Here is a 17,794-nt window from a genome sequence, read left to right as displayed (position 1 = left end):
GCGGCGCTAGGTGCCCACCACCTGGTTGCGTCCCTGCGCCTTTGCCTGGTAGAGCGCCAGGTCGGCCAGCCGGATGAGCTCCGCCAGCGAGCTGTTCCCCTCGCGCATCGATGCGAGGCCGATGCTCACCGAGAGCGGCAAGTCGCCCGCGCTCGTCGCGGCCGGCGACCGCTCGATGCTGCGCCGCATGCGCTCGGCGACCGCCAGCGCCTGCTCGGCGGAAACCTCGGGCAGCACCGCGAGGAACTCTTCGCCGCCGATGCGGCCGAGCCGGTCGCTCGCGCGCAGGCTTGCCGGCAGCAGCTGCGCCAGGTGGCGCAGCACCTCGTCGCCGACCGCGTGGCCGTGGCTGTCGTTGATGCGCTTGAAGTGATCGACGTCGACGACCAGCACGTTGAAGCCGGCGTGGCCGCCGCGCAGCGCATCGCGGTGCAGCGTTTGCGCCGCCGCGAGCACGGCGCGCCGGTTGGGCAGGCCGGTCAGCTCGTCGCTCAAGGCCAGCGTGCGCAGCCGGCGCGCCTCGCGCACCTTGTGCACCGCGTACGCGAGGCTCGCCGCCAGCAGCAGCACGAACAGCGCGATCGCGATCGCCTGCGTGCGGCGCAATTGCTGGCCGCGTTCGTTGAGCGTGCGCAGCGAAGCGAGATCGAGCGCGTCCTTCTCGCGGTTGAACTGCATGCGCAGCCGGGCCGACTGGTCCGACAGGCGCTGCCGCTGCACGTCGGCGTCGATCGTGCGGAAGGCGGCCAGCGCGCGGTACGCGGCCGGCCAGTCGCCCGCCGCGGCGCGGCTCTCGGCTTCCGCGTCGAACCACTGCGCCAGCAGCACCGGATCGGCCAGCGCACGCAGCGGTGCTTCGATCGCCCCGAGCGAGCGCAGCGCCGCCGGCGCCGCATCGAGGCGCGCTCGCGCGGTCGCCAACGCGATCGTCGTGCGCAGGCGCTGCTTCACGTCGCTGAGTTCCCCCAGCGCCTCGAGCGACCGCAGCAGATGCTGCTCGGCCTCGCGCGGGCGGCCACTGCGCAGCAGCACGTCGCCGATGCCGCCTTCGGCGTAGGCGACGTTCGCCGGATCCTGGCGGAAGGCCTTGAGCGACAGCGCCTCGTCGAACGATCGGCGCGCGGCATCCCATTCGCCGCGCTTGACGTGCACCTGCGCGAGCGAGAAGGCGTAGATCGCCTGGTCGAACGAGGCGCCGCGTGCACGTGCGGCGTCGATCAGCTGCTGCAGGTAGCGCAGCGCGTCGTCCAGATCGCCGACGCGCTTGTAGTGGTTGGCGAGGTGGCCCATGCACAGCTCGTGGTCGCGCGGCAGATCGAGCTGGCGCGAAAGCTCGCAGGCGGCGAGCAGGTCCTGCTGGCCTTCGGCCAGCGCGCCGCTGCGCGAGCGTGCGACGCCGCGCTCCAGCAGCGCGAGTGCCCGGGCGGCGGCCAGGTCCGGGTCGCCGGCCGTGCGTTCGACGAGCGCGGCGAGCGCCGCGTCGGATTCGGCGCGGCGGCCGGTATCGGCCATCGCGCTCGCGGCGCAGGCTTCGAGGCGCAGCCGGTTCAGCAGCACCGGGCCGGCGTCGCGGGTCGTGGCCTTCGCGTCGGCGGCAGCCACGCCGGCGTCGGCGAGACCCACCGCGGCGACTGCGTCGATGTCGGTGAGCAAGCGGCACTCGATCTCGTCGGCTTCGAGCCGCGCGGCGAGCGAGCCGATGCGCGCAGCTTCGTCGCGCAGCGCGGCGAGCATGCGGCGAGCCTCGGGCGGGTCGATGCCGATGTGCTCGCGCGCATGGCGCAGCTCGGCGGCGAGCGGGTAGGCGTCGGGGCGCGCCTGCGCAGTGGCGGCGGCCAGCCCCAGCATGCCGAGGCGCGCGGCGATCCGCAGCGCGGGGACGGCGCTCGCGAGTGCCGCGCGAAAGCGATGCAGCGCTCTGGTTCGGCGACGATGCGGGTGGGCGGGCACGGACGGGCAGGGCGCGCGACGCGCAAAACCCTGCTCATCGGCCGGCCCGCCATGAACTTGAGCGCGCCCGCGTGACGCGCTGCGCGAAGGCGCGGCTCAGAGCGTCAGCCGCCAGCCCTCGACGATCGCCGCGGGCGTCGTGACCGATGCGAGCTGGCGCATCTGGTAGGTGTCGCGCTCCGGCACCGGCTCGGCGCGGTCGCCGAGGCCGACCAAGCCGTCGCCGAACATGCGCAGGAAGCCGTCGTCGAATCGCATCACGTCCAGCGGCGCGACGAGCTCGCCGCCTTCGACCCAGAAGCAGGCGAAGCGCGTCATGCCGGTCATGCGGCAGGCCTGGCGATCGCTGTAGTTCAGGTACCAGAGGTTGCTGACGAACAGGCCGGTGCCGAGGGTCGCGAGCAGCGCGCCGTGCGCCAGCGCACCCGGTGCGAGCTGCAGCGATACCGGCGTCTCGGTCTCGTTCGCGCCGTTCGCTTCGAGCCCGTACTCGCGCGCCGATCGGGGCGAGTTCAGCGTGCCGGCCGCGAGGCCGGCGTCGATCAGGGCCACGCTCGCCGGCTTGACGAAGCCGTCGCCGGTGAAGGCCGGCGCGATGCCGTGCGCCGTCGCTTCGCTCAGGTGCATCGACGGATGCAGCTTCGCGTCGCCATGCGCGAGCGCGAGCAGCGAGGACACGCCGGTGCGCCGCGCCTTCGCGCCGAAGCCGCTCCAGGCCAGCGTGCCCAGCAGCTCGTTCATCGCCGCGGTGCTGAAGGCCGCGCGGTAGGCGCCGGGCTCCAGCTTGCGCGACGGGCGCTTGAGCAGCTCGACGCGCGTCGCGGCTTCGCGCACGCGCGCGGCGAACTCGTCCGGCTGCCATCGCGTGCCGGCGTAGGCAGTCTTCACCGCCTTGTCGGCGCGAAGGTAGAGGCACCAGTCGAAATGGAAGCTCTCGACGCGGTGCCAGTGGCGTGAGCCCAGGCTGTCGGCGAAGGCGCGCACGACGGGGCCGCCCTGGTAGAAGCCGACGAAGTCGAGGCCCGCCGCATGGGCAAGCACCGCGTCGATCACCTCGGCCGGCGCGGGCAGCACGCCGGCGTCTTCGCGCGTGCTGCGGCTCGCGGCCTCGGGCAGCAGCAGCCACGGGTCGTCGGGGATCAGCGCGAGGTCGTGGGTGAGCTGCGTGCGCTCCTCGCGCAGGCGCGCCAGGTCGTGGTCGATCGAGCCGGTGAGCGTCAGCGTCGATTCCGCGCGCCGCGCGCCACGCGCGACGGCCAGCGTGGCTTGCGCCTGCTCGACGTGCGTCGCCTGCCGCAGCGCGGCGCGGTTGAAGCGCAGGAAGTCCGAGGCCTCGGCGGCGAGCGACAGCGCGACGCGGGCGTCGCCGCCCGGCGTGCAGATCGCGTCGGCGAGCGACTCGAAGTAGCCGCGCGAGGCGAGCTTGCTCATTGCGCACCTCCGAACACGTCGACACCGGAGAACAGGCAGGCCGGCGACGCATGCCCGACGCGGATCACCTGCGAAGGCTCGCCCTTGCCGCAGAACGGCGTGCCCATCACCTCGAAGGTGCTCGCGTCGCCGACGGCCGCCAGCGAGCGCCAGAAGGTCGCGCTGATGCCGCGGTAGTTCGGGTTGCGCACCACCTCGGCGAGCTGGCCGTCGCGGATCACCCGCGCGTACTCGCAGCCGAACTGGAACTTGTTGCGCGAGTCGTCGATGCTCCACGAGCAGTTGGTGTGCATCACGACGCCGTACTCGACGGAGGCGATCAGCGCAGCCAGCGTCCGGTCGCCCGGCTCGACGTTGAGGTTGCTCATGCGGTCGATCGGCGCACGGTTCCAGCTGCACGCGCGCGTGGTCGCGACCGCACCCAGCTCGTGGCCGGCGGCGCGCGCCCGCGCGCTCGACAGGCTGCCGCCGAGCGGCGCCTTCAGGATCCCGCGCTCGATCAGCATGCGGCGCTCGGCCGGCGTGCCTTCGTCGTCGTAGGCGAAGCCGGCGAATTCGTTCGGCACCGTCGGGTCGTAGCTCACGTTCAGCAGCTCGCTGCCGTAGCGGTAGCTGCCGAACATGTCGAGCGTGACGAAGCTGGTGCCGGCGAAGTTGCGCTCGTCGCCGAGGATGCGGTCGAGCTCGAGCGGGTGGCCGATCGACTCGTGGATCTGCAACATCATCTGGTCGGGCATCAGCAGCAGGTCCATCGGGCCGCTGGGGCAGGGCCGGGCCTGGACGAGTTCGAGCGCCTCGCGCGCGACGCGCACGCCGTCGGCCTCGAAGTCGGCGCGTGCCAGCACTTCGAGCCCGCCCTGCTGACAGAAGCCGTTGTACTGGCCGGCGCTGGAGCGCACCTGCGTCACGCCGCCGTCGCGCGCGGTGACCTGCACCGCGGGCGTCAGGAACTCGAAGCGCTGTTCGGCGCGCATGCCGTCGCTGGTGACGAAGAGCTGGTCGGTCGCGACGCTCCACAGGCTGGCGGTCGCATCGACGATGCGCGCGTCGAAGCGGCTCGCGGCTTCGACCTTCGCGAGCAGCGCCAGCTTGTCGCCGAGCGGGCGCGCCGAAGCCGGCTGCTCGACGCGGCTCGCATAGCGGCCGCCCTCGCGCGGGCGGGGCGCCTGCGCCGGATCGAAGGCGGTCTTGCCGGCCGACGCGCGAGCCAGCGCGTGCGCGCGCTCGAACGCGAGGCGCAGGCCGGGCTCGGAGGTGTCGGAGGTGGCGGCGAAACCCGCGCCGCCGTCGATCACGCTGACCATCACGCCTTCGTCGCGGCTGCGCCGTGGCGCCTCGGCGACGCCTTGCCGCACCGCCAGCTGCTCGCTGCGTTCGCTGACGCCGCGCAAAGACCAATGCGAGGTGGAGGAGGGCAGCACCGCCGCGGCTCGGGCGGCGTTCGATTCGAGCGTGTCGAGCATGGTGGCTCCTTGGACTTCGGGTGGCCGCCAGCTCGTGGCCGCGGCCGGCTCAGTGTAGGGGGCGCTCAGCACTCGACGATGTTCACCGCGAGCCCGCCGCGCGCCGTCTCCTTGTACTTGGTCTGCATGTCGGCGCCGGTCTCGCGCATCGTCTTGATCACCTTGTCGAGGCTCACGTGGTGGCTGCCGTCGCCGCGCAGCGCCATGCGCGCCGCGTTGATCGCCTTCACCGACGCGATCGCGTTGCGTTCGATGCACGGGATCTGGACCAGGCCGCCGACCGGGTCGCAGGTGAGGCCGAGGTGGTGCTCCATGCCGATCTCGGCGGCGTTCTCGGCCTGCTCGGGCGTGCCGCCGAGCACCGCGCACAGCGCGCCGGCGGCCATCGAGCAGGCGACGCCGACCTCGCCCTGGCAGCCGACCTCGGCGCCCGAGATGCTGGCGTTCTCCTTGTAGAGGATGCCGATGGCGGCGGCGGTGAGCAGGAAGTCGGCGATGCCGCGGTCGTCGGCCCCCGCGACGAAGCGGGCGTAGTAGTGCAGCACCGCCGGCACGATCCCGGCGGCGCCGTTGGTCGGCGCGGTGACGACGCGACCGCCGGCCGCGTTCTCCTCGTTGACCGCGAGCGCGTAGAGGTTGACCCAGTCGAGCACCTGCAGCGGATCGCGCGGATCGAACAAGGGGCGCGCCTTCGTCTCGTCGTGCGCCGCGGTCGGGCTCGCGGTCAGGTCGCGATGCAGCTTGGGCGCGCGCCGCTTGACCTGGAAGCCGCCGGGAAGCACTCCCTCGCTCTTCAGGCCGCGTTCGACGCAGGCCTGCATCACGCGCCAGATCGCCAGCAGGCCGGCGTCGATCTCCGCGTCGCTGCGCGGCCCCAGCACGCGCTCGTTGCGGCGCATCACCTGCGCGATCGAGCCGCCGATCGCGTGGCAGCGCTCGAGCAGCTCGGCGCCGCTGTGGAAGGGCAGCGGCAGCGGCGTGGCGTCCGGCACGATCGCGGGCGTGCTGCCGCCGCCGGCCAGTTCTTCCTCGCCGAGCACGAAGCCGCCGCCGACCGAGTAGTAGCTGCGGCTCGCCAGCTCGGCGCCGGCCGCGTCGAAGGCGGTCAGGCGCATGCCGTTCGGATGCAAAGGCAGGCTCTGGCGGCGCTTGAAGATCAGGTCGCGCGCTTCGTCGTGGTCGATCGCGTGGCGGCCGAGCAGCGCGATGCGCTTGTGCGCGCGCAACTGCGCGAGCCGCGGCTCGATCGCATCGACATCGACGCCGTCGGGCGTCTCGCCCATCAGGCCGAGCAGCACCGCCTTGTCCGAGCCGTGGCCCTTGCCGGTCGCGCCGAGCGAGCCGTACAACTCGCAGAGCACGCGCGCGGTGGCGGCGAGCCGGCCTTCGTCGTGCAGGCGTTGCGCGAACAGCCGCGCCGCGCGCATCGGCCCGACCGTGTGCGAGCTGCTCGGGCCGATCCCCACCTTGAAGAGGTCGAAGACGGAGACGGCCATCGCAGCGGCGTGTTCAGCGGTTCAGCGCGACGCGGCGCCGCAGGCCGCGGCGAGATCGGCGGCGAAGGCGTCCACCACCTCCGCCCGCGTGTCCCAGGCGCACATCAGGCGGCAGCCGCCGCCGGCGATGAAGTCGTAGAAGCGCCAGCCGCGCACCGACTGCATCCGCTCGATCACCGGCTTGGGCAGGAAGGCGAACACCGCATTCGCCTGCGGCGGATGCATCACCCGCACGCCGGGCAGCGCGTGGATCGCCTCGTGCAGCCGCTGGGCCATCGCGTTCGCATGGCGCGCGTTGCGCAGCCAGACGTCGTTCTCCAGCATGCCGACCCAGGGTGCCGAAATGAAGCGCATCTTGCTGGCGAGCTGGCCCGCCTGCTTGACGCGGTAGGCGAAGTCCTGCGCCAGCTCGCGATCGAAGAACACCACCGCCTCGCCGACGGGGATGCCGTTCTTGGTGCCGCCGAAGCACAGCACGTCGACGCCGGCGCGCCAGGTGATCTCGCTCGGCGTGCAACCCAGGTGCGCGACGGCGTTCGCGAAGCGCGCGCCGTCCATGTGCACGCGCAGCTTGCGGCGCTTGGCGATCGCGGCGATCGCGCGCACTTCCTCGACGCTGTAGACGGTGCCCAGCTCGGTCGCCTGCGTCAGCGAGACGACCTTCGGCTTCGGGTAGTGGATGTCGTCGCGCCGCGTCACCAGCGCCTCGACCGCATCGGGCGTCAGCTTCGCGAGCTGCGCCGCGGGCGTGCTCGCATCGGTGGTCAGCAGCTTCGAGCCGTTCGAGAAGAACTCGGGGCCGCCGCACTCGTCGGTCTCGATGTGCGCCTGCGGCGTGCAGATCACCGAGTGGTAGCTCTGGCACATCGCGGCCAGCGCGAGCGAATTGGCCGCGGTGCCGTTGAAGACGAAGTAGACGTCGCAGTCGGTCTCGAACAACTCGCGCAGCCGGTCGGAGACGCGCTGGGTCCAGCGGTCGTCGCCATAGGCGGGCTCGTGGCCGGAGGCATTGGCTTCGAGGAACCAGTGCATCGCCTCGGGGCACATGCCGGCGTAGTTGTCGCTCGCGAAATGCTGGGGGGGTGGCGGCACGCTGCTCATCGCATCAGCGGATCAGTTGGACTTCGACGCCGCCGACCCGGGCCCAGGCCCGATCGGCGGTCACGGCAGGCAGCCCGCGCTCGCGCGCAAGCGCCAGACAGACGCGGTCGCCCAGAGAAAGGCCCAGTGGCTGCGTCGCGGGCCGCAGGCCCGCCGCCGCGCGCGCTTGCGCGGCGCTCAGCGGCTCGATGTCCAGCGGCAGGTCGCCCCAGGTCGCGTTGGCGTCGGCGGGCATGAAGCCGTGTTCGAGCAGCTTCGCGAGCACCTCGGCGTAGGTGACGCTGCTCACCAGGCCCGACGCGCGTTCGAGCCAGTCGCTCACCTGCGTGCCGCCCGGTTCCTCGAACAGCGCGGCGAGGATGGCCGAGGCGTCGTAGACGCGCACCGTCGAGGCACTGCTCACTCGCGCTCCGCCTCGAGGCGCCGCTCCGCGAGGAGCTCGTCGACGACGCTGACGCCCGGGCGCTTGTACTTCGCCGCGATCTGCTGCGCCCGCCTGATGCCGTCGCGTCGCGAACTCAGGCGCAGCCCGCCGCCGTCCTCGACCCACAGCAGCGTGTCGCCGATCTCGATGCCGTACTTCTCGCGCAGCTCGGCCGGGATCACAACGCGGCCGCCTTCCGACACCTTCACCTGCATGTGCCATGCCTCCGTTGGAATGGCTTGAGTCTAGGCGCATGTCATCGCCAGCTTTTCATGCCACGCCAGTCGCGTCGATCCAGTCCGACACCGGCGGGCAACTGCACTGCAGGTTCCGGTCGCCGTGGACGTTGTCCACCCGGCCCACCGGCGCCCAGTACTTGGCGCCGCGCAGCGCGGGCATCGGGTAGGCGGCCTCCTCGCGGCTGTAAGGGTGCGGCCAGTCGGCCTTCAGCAGCGCTTCGGCGGTGTGCGGCGCGTTGACGAGCGGGTTGTCGTCGCGTGGCCATCCGCCCTGCTCGGGCCCGGCCTCGACCTTCGCGATCTCGGCTCGGATGGCGAGCATCGCGTCGCAAAAGCGGTCGAGCTCCTCGAGCGATTCGCTTTCGGTCGGCTCGACCATCAGCGTGCCCGCGACCGGGAAGCTGAGCGTCGGCGCGTGGAAGCCGTAGTCGATCAGTCGCTTGGCGACGTCTTCGGCGCTGATGCCGCTCGTCTCCTTCAAAGGGCGCAGGTCGAGGATGCACTCGTGCGCGACGCCGCCGCCCTTGACGTGGTCGAGCTCGCCGCTGAAGTGGATGTCGTAGGGGCCGGCCAGCCGCGCCGCGACGTAGTTGGCGCTGAGGATCGCGGTCTCGGTCGCGCGCCTGAGGCCCGAGGCGCCCATCATCCGCATGTACATCCAGCTGATCGGCAGCACCGCGGCGTTGCCGAGCGGCGCCGCCGACACGGCGCCGACGGCGCCGCCCCCCGGCAGGAAGGGCACCAGGTCCTCGACCACGCACACCGGCCCGACGCCCGGCCCGCCGCCGCCGTGCGGGATGCAGAAGGTCTTGTGCAGGTTCAGGTGGCTCACGTCGCCGCCGAACTCGCCCGGCGCGGCCAGCCCGACCAGCGCGTTCATGTTCGCGCCGTCGATGTAGACGCGCCCGCCGTGCGACTTGACGGTCGCGCACAGCTCGCGGATGCCCGGATCGAACACGCCGTAGGTCGAGGGGTAGGTGACCATCGCGCAGGCGAGCTCGTCGCGGTGCGCCTCGCACTTGGCGCGCAGGTCGGCCAGATCCACGTTGCCCTCGTGGTCGCACTTCACGACGACCACCCGCATGCCGACCATCTGCGCGCTCGCGGGGTTGGTGCCGTGCGCCGATTCGGGGATCAGGCAGACGCTGCGCTTCGCGTCGCCGCGCGCGGCATGCCAGGCGCGGATCGCCAGCAGCCCGGCGTACTCGCCCTGCGAGCCGGCGTTCGGCTGGAGGCTGATGCCGGCGTAGCCGGTGGCCTCGCACAGCCCCTCGCGCAACTGGCGGTCCAGCTCGGCGTAGCCGGCCAGCTGCTCGGCCGGCGCGAACGGGTGGATGTGCGCGAAGCCGGGCCAGGTGATCGGGATCATCTCGCTGGTCGCGTTCAGCTTCATCGTGCAGGAGCCGAGCGGGATCATCGAGCGGTCGAGCGCGAGGTCCTTGTCGGCGAGGCCGCGCAGGTAACGCAGCATCGCGGTCTCGCTGTGGTGCTTGTGGAAGACCGGATGGATGAGGAAGGGGCTGCTGCGGCGCAGCTCGGCCGGGATCAGCGGCTCGGCGCCGTGCTCGAAGGCCTCGATGCGCGGCACCTGCGCCTCGCTGCGCGCGAACCACGACCACAGCGCGACGAGGTCGGCGCGCGTCGTGGTCTCGTCGAGCGTCACGCACAGGCACGTCGCCGACAGCCGCAGGTTCGCGCCGGCCTCGCAAGCGCGCCGCGCGATCGAGGCGGCCTCGTGGCCGCATTCGACGGCGAGCGTGTCGAAGGCCGAGTCGTGCGCGAGCTTGAAGCCCATCGAGCGCAGCCCGGCCGCGAGGATCGCGGTGTACGAGGCGACGCGCCGTGCGATGCGCTTGATGCCCGCCGGCCCGTGATAGACCGCGAACATGCTCGCCACCACCGCCGGCAACACCTGCGCGGTGCAGATGTTCGACGTGGCCTTCTCGCGGCGGATGTGCTGCTCGCGCGTCTGCAACGCGAGCCGGTAGGCGGTGCGGCCGTGCGCGTCGATGCTCGCGCCGACCAGCCGGCCCGGCAGCGAGCGCTCGAGCCCCGCACGGCAGGCCATGTAGGCCGCGTGCGGGCCGCCGGCGCCCATCGGCATGCCGAAGCGTTGCGTGCTGCCGATCGCGATGTCAGCCCCGAACTCACCGGGCGGCGTGAGCAGCGCGAGCGCGAGCGGGTCGGCCGCGACGATCAGCAGCGCCTGGCGTGCGTGCAGTGCGTCGGCGAGCGCGCGCAGATCGTGGATCGCGCCGCTCGTGCCGGGGTATTGCGCGAGCGCGGCGAAGACGTCCGCCCCGCCTGCGCGCTGTCCCAGCGCAGCCGGCGCAACCAGATCGATCGCCAAGCCCATCGGCTCGGCCCGCGTGCGCAGCACTTCGACCGTCTGCGGGTGCGTGTCGTCGGCGACCAGCAGCGTCGCGCCCTTGTTGCCTTTCGCGCTGCGCTTCGCGAGCGTCATGGCCTCGGCGGCGGCGGTGGCTTCGTCGAGCATTGAAGCGTTCGCGACGGCCAGGCCGGTGAGGTCGCAGACCATCGTCTGGAAGTTCAGCAGCGCTTCGAGCCGGCCCTGCGAGATTTCGGCCTGGTAGGGCGTGTAGGCCGTGTACCAGGCCGGGTTCTCGAGCACGTTGCGCAGGATCACGCCCGGCGTGTGGGTGCCGTGGTAGCCCTGGCCGAGGTAGCTCTTCGCCACGACGTTCTTCGCGGCGATCGAGCGCAACGCCGCCAGCGCCTCGGCCTCGCCGAGCGGCGCCGGCAGCGCCATCGGCGCGGCGCGCGCGATGTCGCGCGGAACGACTGCATCGATCAGCGCCGCGCGCGAGGCGACGCCGACGGCGCCGAGCATCGTCTTCTCGGCCGCGGCATCGATGCCGATGTGGCGCGCTTCGAATTCGCTGCGCTCGGCATTCGAGACCTCGAGGTCGGCGAGCGGCAGGGCGGTGGACATCAGCATGGAAAGCTCTCCGTGGCGGTGGCGCCGGTGGGCGCGATCGAAAGAAGGAAGAAGCGCCGCTCGATCAGAGCGTCTTCAGCAACTTGTCGTAGTCGGGCGGGTCCATCAGCTGGTCGAACTCGGCCATGTCGGCGACCTTGAGCTTGAAGAACCAGCCGTTGCCGAGCGGGTCGGTGTTCGCGAGCGCCGGGTCGGCCTTCAGGGCCTCGTTGATCTCGACGACCTCGCCGCTCACCGGCATCAGCAGATCGGCCGCGGCCTTGACCGACTCGACGACGCCGGCGACCTCGCCCTTCTTGAAGCTGGCGCCGACGGCCGGCAGGTCGACGAACACCACGTCGCCGAGCGCGTCCTGCGCATGCGAGGTGATGCCGACGACGGCGGCGTCGTGGTCTTCGATGTTGATCCACTCGTGGTCGGTGGTGAACTTGGTCGTCATCGCGTTTTCCTCGTGGGTGGGGAGAGCAAGGGTGATCAGCCGCGCAGGTAGCGGTGCGCGACGAAGGGCAACGGGCTCACGCGCATCGGCAGGCGCTTGCCGCGCACGAGGGCGTGCACGACGGTGTCGGGCGCAGCGTGCCCGGCGGCGACGAGCGCCATCGCGATCGGCGCCTCGGCGGTCGGGCCGATCGTGCCGCTGGTGACGCGGCCGATCGGCGCGCCGGCCTCGTCGACGAGCTCGCTGCCCTCGCGCACCGGCGCGAGTTCCAGGCCACGCAGGCCGACGCGCCTGCGCGCCGCGCCTTGCGCGAATTGCGCGTCGAGCACCGCGGCACCGGGATAGCCGCCGGCCCGCGCACCGCCGGCGCGGCGCACCTTCTGGATCGCCCAGCCGAGCGCGGCCTCGATCGGGCTGGTGCTCGCGTCGATGTCGTGGCCGTACAGGCACAGGCCGGCTTCGAGCCGCAGCGTGTCGCGCGCGCCGAGGCCGGCGGCCTTGACCTCCGGCTGCTTCAACAGCTCGCGCGCCAGCGCCCCGGCCTGCGACGCGGCCACCGAGATCTCGAAGCCGTCCTCGCCGGTGTAGCCGGAGCGCGTCAGGTGCGTCGGGATGCCGGCCAGCGCGTGATGGCCGCCCTGCATGAAGCGCAGCGCGGCGGTGGCCGGTGCCAGCCGCGCGACCACGTCGCCCGCCTTCGGGCCTTGCAGCGCGAGCAGTGCGCGGTCCTCCAGCACGGTGATCTCGCAGCCCGGGCCTTCAAGCCGGCGCAGGTGGGCGATGTCGTGCGCCTTGCGCGCGGCGTTGACGATCAGCAGCCAGTCGCCCAGCGGCGACTCGGGCGCGAGCCGCGTGAGCATCAGGTCGTCGAGCAGGCCGCCGTCGGGCGCGGTGAAGAAGCCGTAGCGCTGCTGGCCGGCGCGCAGGCCGACCACGTCGATCGGGATCAGCGATTCCAGCGCGGCAGCGACCCGCTCGCCGCGCAGCGCGATCTGGCCCATGTGCGAGACGTCGAACAGCGCCGCCTGCGCACGGCAGTGGCGGTGCTCGGCAAGGATGCCTACGGTGTAGCTGACCGGCATCGCATAGCCGGCGAAGCTGACGATGCGCGCGCCGAGTTCGGCGTGCAGATCGTGCAGCGGTGTGCGCAGCAGCGCGGGCTGGGCGGGGGACGAAGCTGTCGTCATCGGGCGGCGGACTTTCGGCGTCGGGCAAGTGACACGCCACCGAAGAACGGTGACGACCGTGTTGCCCTCGCTGTCCGCTCTACCTGAGAGATTGGCCTTCGCGGTGGTTCGCACCGCGTCGGCTTGCCCCTTCGGTGGGCTGCGCTCGCCGCAGCCTCTCTCCAGTGAGGACGCCCGCCGACGTCTTCGACGTCTCGGGGCGCATGCCAGTCCTTTTGCCTGAGCGTTCGGGGCGCGTCTTCTGGACCTCGCCCCTGCGCCTTCGGCGGCCCCCGTGCACATCGCACACATCACAGCGGGCTCTCTCCTGGCGGCTGCGAGTCTACCCACACGCCCTTCGCGTGGCGACCGAATTCCGCACGGCCGGCGTGCCGATGCGGGCTCGCTGCGACGCGCCGGCCCCGCAAGGCCCATCGTTTGCCGACGCTAGAGTCGCCGATCCACTCCGACGCCCGCGATGAACGACGACACCGCCACCCGCCTGCGCCGCATCCTCGGCGAGTGCAAGACCATCGCCGTCGTCGGCCTCTCGAGCGAGCCCGCGCGACCGAGCCACGGCGTCGCGCGCTACCTGCAGGCGCACGGCTACCGAGTGATCCCGGTCAATCCGCGCTACGAGCGGGTGCTGGGCGAACGCAGCTACGCACGGCTCGAGGACATCGACGAGCCGGTGCACATGGTCGACGTCTTCCGGCGCGGCGAGGAGGTCGGCCCGGTCGCCGACGGCGCGATCGCGATCGGCGCGAAGTGCCTGTGGCTGCAGCTCGGCGTCTTCAACGAAGAAGCCGCGGCGAAGGCGCGCGCCGCCGGGCTCGAAGTGGTGGTCGATCGCTGCGTGAAGATCGACCACGCGCTGCTGATGGGCCGCGGCGCGTGAGCGGCGCGGTCTCCTCGAACGCGCAGCCGCGCCCGGCGGGCACCCAGGGCGACGCGGTCGACGCGGCGCGTGCGATCGATCCGCAGGCGCCGTTCTTCGTCGTGATGAACGCCGGCTCGGGCCGCGTCGCGCCGGACGACGCGCGCCGGCAGATCGAAGCCGCGCTTGCGCAGGCCGGCCGGCGCCACGAGGTGCTGCTGGTCGATCGGCCCGGGCGGCTCCCGGCGGTGGCGCAGCGGGCGGTCGAGCAGGCGAGCGCGCAGCAGGGCGTGGTGGTGGCCGCGGGCGGCGACGGCACGCTCAACGCGGTGGCCGCGGCGGTGCTGCCGAGCGGGCGGCCCTACGGCGTCGTGCCCTTGGGCACGTTCAACTACTTCGCCCGCGGCAACGGCATCCCGACCGACACCGCGGCCGCGGCCGCCTTGCTGACGCGCGAAGCCGCGCGGCCGGTGCAGGTGGGGCTGATGAACGAGCGCGTCTTCCTGGTCAACGCGAGCCTGGGGCTGTACCCGCAGCTGCTGCAGGACCGCGAAGCTTTCAAGCGCCGCTACGGCCGCAATCGCATCGTGGCGGGGCTTGCGGCGTTGTCGACGCTGCTCGGCCGGCACCCGCAGCTGCGCATCGTGATCGAGGACGACGGCGGCACGCAGCGCAGCCTGCGCACGCCGACGCTGTTCGTCGGCAACAACCGGCTGCAACTCGAGCGCATCGGGCTCGAAGAAGGGGCGGCGGTGCAGCACGGCCGGCTGGTGGCGATCACGCCGGCGCCGGTCGGCCCGCTCGGCATGCTCGGGCTGGTGCTGCGCGGCGCCGCAGGCCGGCTGGGCGCGGCCGAGGAAGTGGCGAGCCTCGCCTGCCGCGAACTCGCGGTGGCGCCGGTGTCACGCTACCGGCGCGGCCGGATGAAGTACGCGATCGACGGCGAAGTGGGCCAAATGCGCCCGCCCATCCGCTTCCAGGTCGCCGCGCAGCCGCTGATGCTGATCAAGCCCGCCGAGCACGGACTCGACAGCGAGGACGCCGACTGAGCGGCGAGCGATGGCGTTGCTGCTGCACGTCTCCGATCCGCATTTCGGCACCGAGCGCGCCGAAGTGGTCGAAGCCCTGATCGCGCTGGGCCGGCGGCTGCAGCCGGAGCTGGTGGTGCTGTCGGGCGACATCACCCAGCGCGCGCGGCACGCGCAGTTCGAGGCGGCGCGCCGCTTCGTCGAGCGGCTCGCGCCGCGCTCGCTGCTGGCGATCCCGGGCAACCACGACCTGCCGCTGTACGACCTGCCGCGCAGGCTCTTCGCGCCCTACGGCCGCTACCGCCGCGCCTTCGGCGCCGAGCTCGAACCGGTGTACCGCTCGGCGCGGCTGCTGGCGATCGGCGTGAACACGACGCGGCCCTGGCGGCACGTCAACGGCGTCGTGTCTCCGGCGCAGGTCCGGCGCGTCGGTGCCGCCTTGCGCGCCGCGCCGCCCGAGCTGCTGCGCGTGGTCGTGGTCCACCAGCCGATCGCGGTGCTGCGCGATCAGGACGCGCCCGACCTGCTGCGCGGCCGCGACGCCGCGCTCGGCCACTGGGCCGAGGCCGGCGCGCAGCTGGTGCTCGGCGGGCACATCCACCTGCCCTACGTGGCCGAGCTGCCGGCCGCCGCGCCGCATCGCTGGTGGGCGGTGCAGGCGGGCACCGCGGTGTCGGTGCGGGTGCGGCACGAGGCGGGCAATTCCGTCAACGTGCTGCGGCGCGACGACGCCGGAGCCTGCGCCGTCGAGCGCTGGGACTACGCGGCAGGAAGCGGCGGCTTCGAGCGGGTCGAGGTGCAGGCGCTGCCGTTCCTGCGCTGAAAAAAAAGGGCGCCGCAGCGCGACGCCCCCGTCGTGCTTCAGGACGCGCTAGGGCTGGCGGTGGATGCCAACGCCCGGGACGATCGCGGTGCCGGTGCCCGCGGAGATGCCGTTGACCAGGCCGCGCACTGTTGCCAGCGGGTAGTGGAAGGGCTTCAGGCCGAAGTTCACTTCCATCGCCGGCGCCGTGTCGCTCTGCGGGTGGCCGTAGACGTAGGGGATCGCGTCGCCGGTGAAGCCGGTGATCGTGAAGGGCCCGTCGATCTGCGCACTGCCGTTCGCCGCGGTCGTGATCGCATAGCCCTTGGGCGGACCGCTGCGGTAGTCGACGACGAAGCCGACGTAGTAGGTGTTGACCGGCCCGCCTTGGGTGTCGAAGTTGGTGTTCGGCTGCGACACCAGCGTGTTCCAGACGCTCGCGGCGTTGTTGACCATGAACGACGGCGGCGTGTCCGCGACCGGCGTCGAGCCGCTCTCCTGCACGCAGCAGAACGGGTCGATGCGGCCGGTGCCGGTGATGAAGCCCTGGCCCATGTTGGGCGGGAAGCCGGTGCTGCTGTTGGCGGTCAGGCGATGCGTCTCGTAGTAGCGGATCTCGCCGGGCTCGATGCCCGAGTCGGCGCGGATCGCGCGCTTCCTGCATTGCTCGTTGGTGCGGCCGGCGCCCGCGTAGGGGCCGCGGTTGAGCAGGCAGTCGGGATTGAGCTGCGAGGTCAGCGTGATCGAGAGCTGGTCGTCGAGCAGCACGACGCCGCGGCTGGTCGCGTAGCTGCTGCCGCCGTTGCCGGCGGCGTCGGCCGTTTGCGTCGCGAGACGGACGGCCAGCGCAAGCGTCGGGTCGCCCGCGTAGCGGCGGCCGTCGGCCACGCCGCTGCCGTCGGTGGACAGGACCGCCGGGTTGTAGCCGGCACCGAGGCTCACTTCGACGCCGTCGCCGAGGCCGTCGCCGTCGGTGTCCGGGTTGGCCGGGTCGGTCGTGCGCGCCGTCTCCTGCGCGTAGGTGAGGCCGTCGCCGTCGTCGTCGGTGTCGGCGGCGGTGTAGGTCAGGTGGAAGTCGATGGCGTTGACCTGCCGGGTCGCCGGGTCGGTCACGACCGCCTGGATGCGGTGCGTGCCGTTGCCCACGACGGCCTTGGTGTTCGCGGCGGCGAGGTCGAGCGACAGGCCGGTGGCGATCAGCGCGCCGCTGCCGTTCAGCCATTGCACCGCGGTGCCCGTCAGCGCGCCGCCGCCGGACGCCGCAGCGGTCACGGCGAAGCTGGCGGTCGAGGGCGCGGCGTCGTCGGTCTTCACGACCGCGACGGTGCGCGAGCTCGCGGTGATCGTCGGCAACGCCGCCGGGGCCCACTGCGCGCTGAACTGCCGCTCGCCGTAGGCCCAGCGCTTGCGGATCGCGTTGCGCACCTCCAGCGGCGCGTACTTGAACGCGCGGTTGACGAGGTCGGTGCCGCCGTTGATCGACGCCTTCGGCGTGCCGCCGGCGAAGGTGCTGCCGAAGGCGTAGACGTGCAGCGGGCCGGTCACGCCGGGCATCAGCTGCACGCCGTAGACGCAGGGCGTCGTCGCGCTCACCGTCACGCCGGCGCCGGCGCATTGCGACGGGGCGATGTTCTCGGCCGCCGCCGAGGCGGTGCTGCCGAGCACGTAGACGACCGGGTGGGGGCCGCGGTAGTCGACCGCGAAGCCGAAGGTGGTCTCGCCCAGCCCGACGTTGAACGGCCCGGTCGAGTAGGTGCCGGCCGGCGGCGGCTCCAGCCGCATCGTCTCGGCGGTGCCGTCCTTCAGCACCAGCGCCTGGTCCGTCGTGAAGATGTCGGTGCCGCTGGTGCTGTTCGGCACCAGCGTCATCGCCGGGCTGCCGACGCCGAGCGTCACCGAGGTGTTCGCGGTGCGCGTGGCCTCGAAGTAGTAGTAGCCGCCGGGCTGGACCGCGGTGGTCGAGCGCAGCGCGCCCGGCGTGGTGCTGGTAAAGCAGGCGGTCTGCCCGGTGGCGCTGACGGTCACCGACGCGGCCTTGTCCGTGGTGCTGAAGCGCACCGGCGCATCGAGCGCGCCCGTCACGTCTTGGCAGGGCGGCGCGGGCGGCGGCGACCCGGACGACGGCTGCGCGGGCGCGCCGCCGCTGCAATCGACCCCGGCCGGGCAGCTCACGCCGCCGCCCCCGCCTCCGCACGCCGACAGCATCACCGCGAGCGACGTCGCGCACAGCGCCTTCCATCGCGCCGATGAGGTGGCCGGGGGCGGGGCGATCGGGAGGGGACGGGCGGCGTTCAAGGTCATGCTGGGGTTCCGGGTCGGCGCACGGGGGCGCGTGAGGGTGAAGGCAAAGCGGCGCCGGTGTTGCGCGCAGCGCAGACGATGCTAGGGGGCAGCTTCGCCGTGCGGCCTGCACGGTGCT

Annotated in this window: 15 protein-coding genes and 2 riboswitches; of the genes, 4 read left to right on the top strand and 11 right to left on the bottom strand. The window is 72.5% G+C overall.

The genetic code is table 11. From position 1 onward, the window contains the following. Window positions 1–6: 6 nt before the first annotated feature. The 10 genes from VFR90_RS11005 to gcvT form a co-directional block, all read right to left on the bottom strand. Complete coding sequence (locus VFR90_RS11005) at window positions 7–1,848, bottom strand: diguanylate cyclase (RefSeq protein WP_326406177.1); 1,842 nt, start codon at window positions 1,846–1,848, stop codon at window positions 7–9. Between the two features lie 198 nt (window positions 1,849–2,046). Further along, a complete protein-coding gene (locus VFR90_RS11000) occupies window positions 2,047–3,381 on the bottom strand; it encodes a metallopeptidase TldD-related protein (RefSeq protein ID WP_326406176.1) in 1,335 nt (444 codons plus the stop codon). Continuing rightward, the gene (locus VFR90_RS10995) at window positions 3,378–4,844 is read right to left on the bottom strand and encodes a TldD/PmbA family protein (protein ID WP_326406175.1); all 1,467 of its coding nucleotides are present in this window, start codon (window positions 4,842–4,844) and stop codon (window positions 3,378–3,380) included. The genes VFR90_RS11000 and VFR90_RS10995 overlap by 4 nt, the downstream gene beginning before the upstream one ends. A 65-nt stretch (window positions 4,845–4,909) precedes the next feature. After that, complete coding sequence (locus VFR90_RS10990; RefSeq protein WP_326406174.1) at window positions 4,910–6,340, bottom strand: L-serine ammonia-lyase; 1,431 nt, start codon at window positions 6,338–6,340, stop codon at window positions 4,910–4,912. Window positions 6,341–6,361: 21 nt separating this feature from the next. Continuing rightward, window positions 6,362–7,441, bottom strand: a complete 1,080-nt coding sequence (locus tag VFR90_RS10985) for a threonine aldolase family protein (protein WP_326406173.1) — start codon at window positions 7,439–7,441, stop codon at window positions 6,362–6,364. A 4-nt stretch (window positions 7,442–7,445) separates the two neighbouring features. Next, entirely contained in the window at window positions 7,446–7,844 is a 399-nt protein-coding gene (locus VFR90_RS10980) for a type II toxin-antitoxin system VapC family toxin (protein WP_326406172.1), read from the bottom strand. Further along, a complete protein-coding gene (locus VFR90_RS10975) occupies window positions 7,841–8,080 on the bottom strand; it encodes an AbrB/MazE/SpoVT family DNA-binding domain-containing protein (RefSeq protein ID WP_326406171.1) in 240 nt (79 codons plus the stop codon). The genes VFR90_RS10980 and VFR90_RS10975 overlap by 4 nt, the downstream gene beginning before the upstream one ends. Window positions 8,081–8,135: 55 nt before the next feature. Next, window positions 8,136–11,063 (bottom strand): aminomethyl-transferring glycine dehydrogenase, encoded by a 2,928-nt coding sequence (gene gcvP, locus VFR90_RS10970; protein ID WP_326406170.1) that lies wholly within the window; start codon window positions 11,061–11,063, stop codon window positions 8,136–8,138. Window positions 11,064–11,127: 64 nt separating this feature from the next. Continuing rightward, window positions 11,128–11,502 (bottom strand): glycine cleavage system protein GcvH, encoded by a 375-nt coding sequence (gene gcvH / locus VFR90_RS10965; protein ID WP_326406169.1) that lies wholly within the window; start codon window positions 11,500–11,502, stop codon window positions 11,128–11,130. Window positions 11,503–11,537: 35 nt separating this feature from the next. After that, window positions 11,538–12,689, bottom strand: coding sequence for a glycine cleavage system aminomethyltransferase GcvT (gene gcvT / locus VFR90_RS10960; RefSeq protein WP_326406168.1), 1,152 nt, complete (start codon window positions 12,687–12,689; stop codon window positions 11,538–11,540). Window positions 12,690–12,749: 60 nt separating this feature from the next. Then, window positions 12,750–12,864: riboswitch (glycine riboswitch) on the bottom strand. Window positions 12,865–12,886: 22 nt separating this feature from the next. Continuing rightward, window positions 12,887–13,009, bottom strand: a riboswitch (glycine riboswitch). A gap of 137 nt (window positions 13,010–13,146) precedes the next feature. Between gcvT and VFR90_RS10955 the strand changes: the two genes are divergently transcribed. From VFR90_RS10955 to VFR90_RS10945, 3 genes are all read left to right on the top strand, one after another. Continuing rightward, a complete protein-coding gene (locus VFR90_RS10955; RefSeq protein WP_326406167.1) occupies window positions 13,147–13,566 on the top strand; it encodes a CoA-binding protein in 420 nt (139 codons plus the stop codon). Window positions 13,567–13,670: 104 nt separating this feature from the next. Beyond that, entirely contained in the window at window positions 13,671–14,594 is a 924-nt protein-coding gene (locus VFR90_RS10950) for a diacylglycerol/lipid kinase family protein (protein WP_414676526.1), read from the top strand. Window positions 14,595–14,604: 10 nt separating this feature from the next. Continuing rightward, on the top strand, window positions 14,605–15,396 hold the full coding sequence (locus tag VFR90_RS10945; protein ID WP_326406165.1) for a metallophosphoesterase family protein: 792 nt from the start codon (window positions 14,605–14,607) through the stop codon (window positions 15,394–15,396). 48 nt (window positions 15,397–15,444) lie between these two features. Here the strand turns inward: VFR90_RS10945 and VFR90_RS10940 are convergent, their stop codons facing one another. Next, complete coding sequence (locus VFR90_RS10940) at window positions 15,445–17,400, bottom strand: hypothetical protein (RefSeq protein WP_326406164.1); 1,956 nt, start codon at window positions 17,398–17,400, stop codon at window positions 15,445–15,447. On the opposite strand from VFR90_RS10940, the gene VFR90_RS10935 reads away from it, so the two are divergent. Continuing rightward, on the top strand, window positions 17,384–17,761 hold the full coding sequence (locus tag VFR90_RS10935; protein WP_326406163.1) for a hypothetical protein: 378 nt from the start codon (window positions 17,384–17,386) through the stop codon (window positions 17,759–17,761). The two genes, VFR90_RS10940 and VFR90_RS10935, sit on opposite strands and share 17 nt — an antisense overlap. Window positions 17,762–17,794 lie beyond the last annotated feature (33 nt).

The organism is Methylibium sp. (assembly GCF_035762065.1).
GTDB lineage: Bacteria > Pseudomonadota > Gammaproteobacteria > Burkholderiales > Burkholderiaceae_C > Methylibium.
The sequence above is the reverse complement of the archived record's forward strand: the minus strand, read 5'-3'. Positions and strand labels throughout refer to the sequence as shown.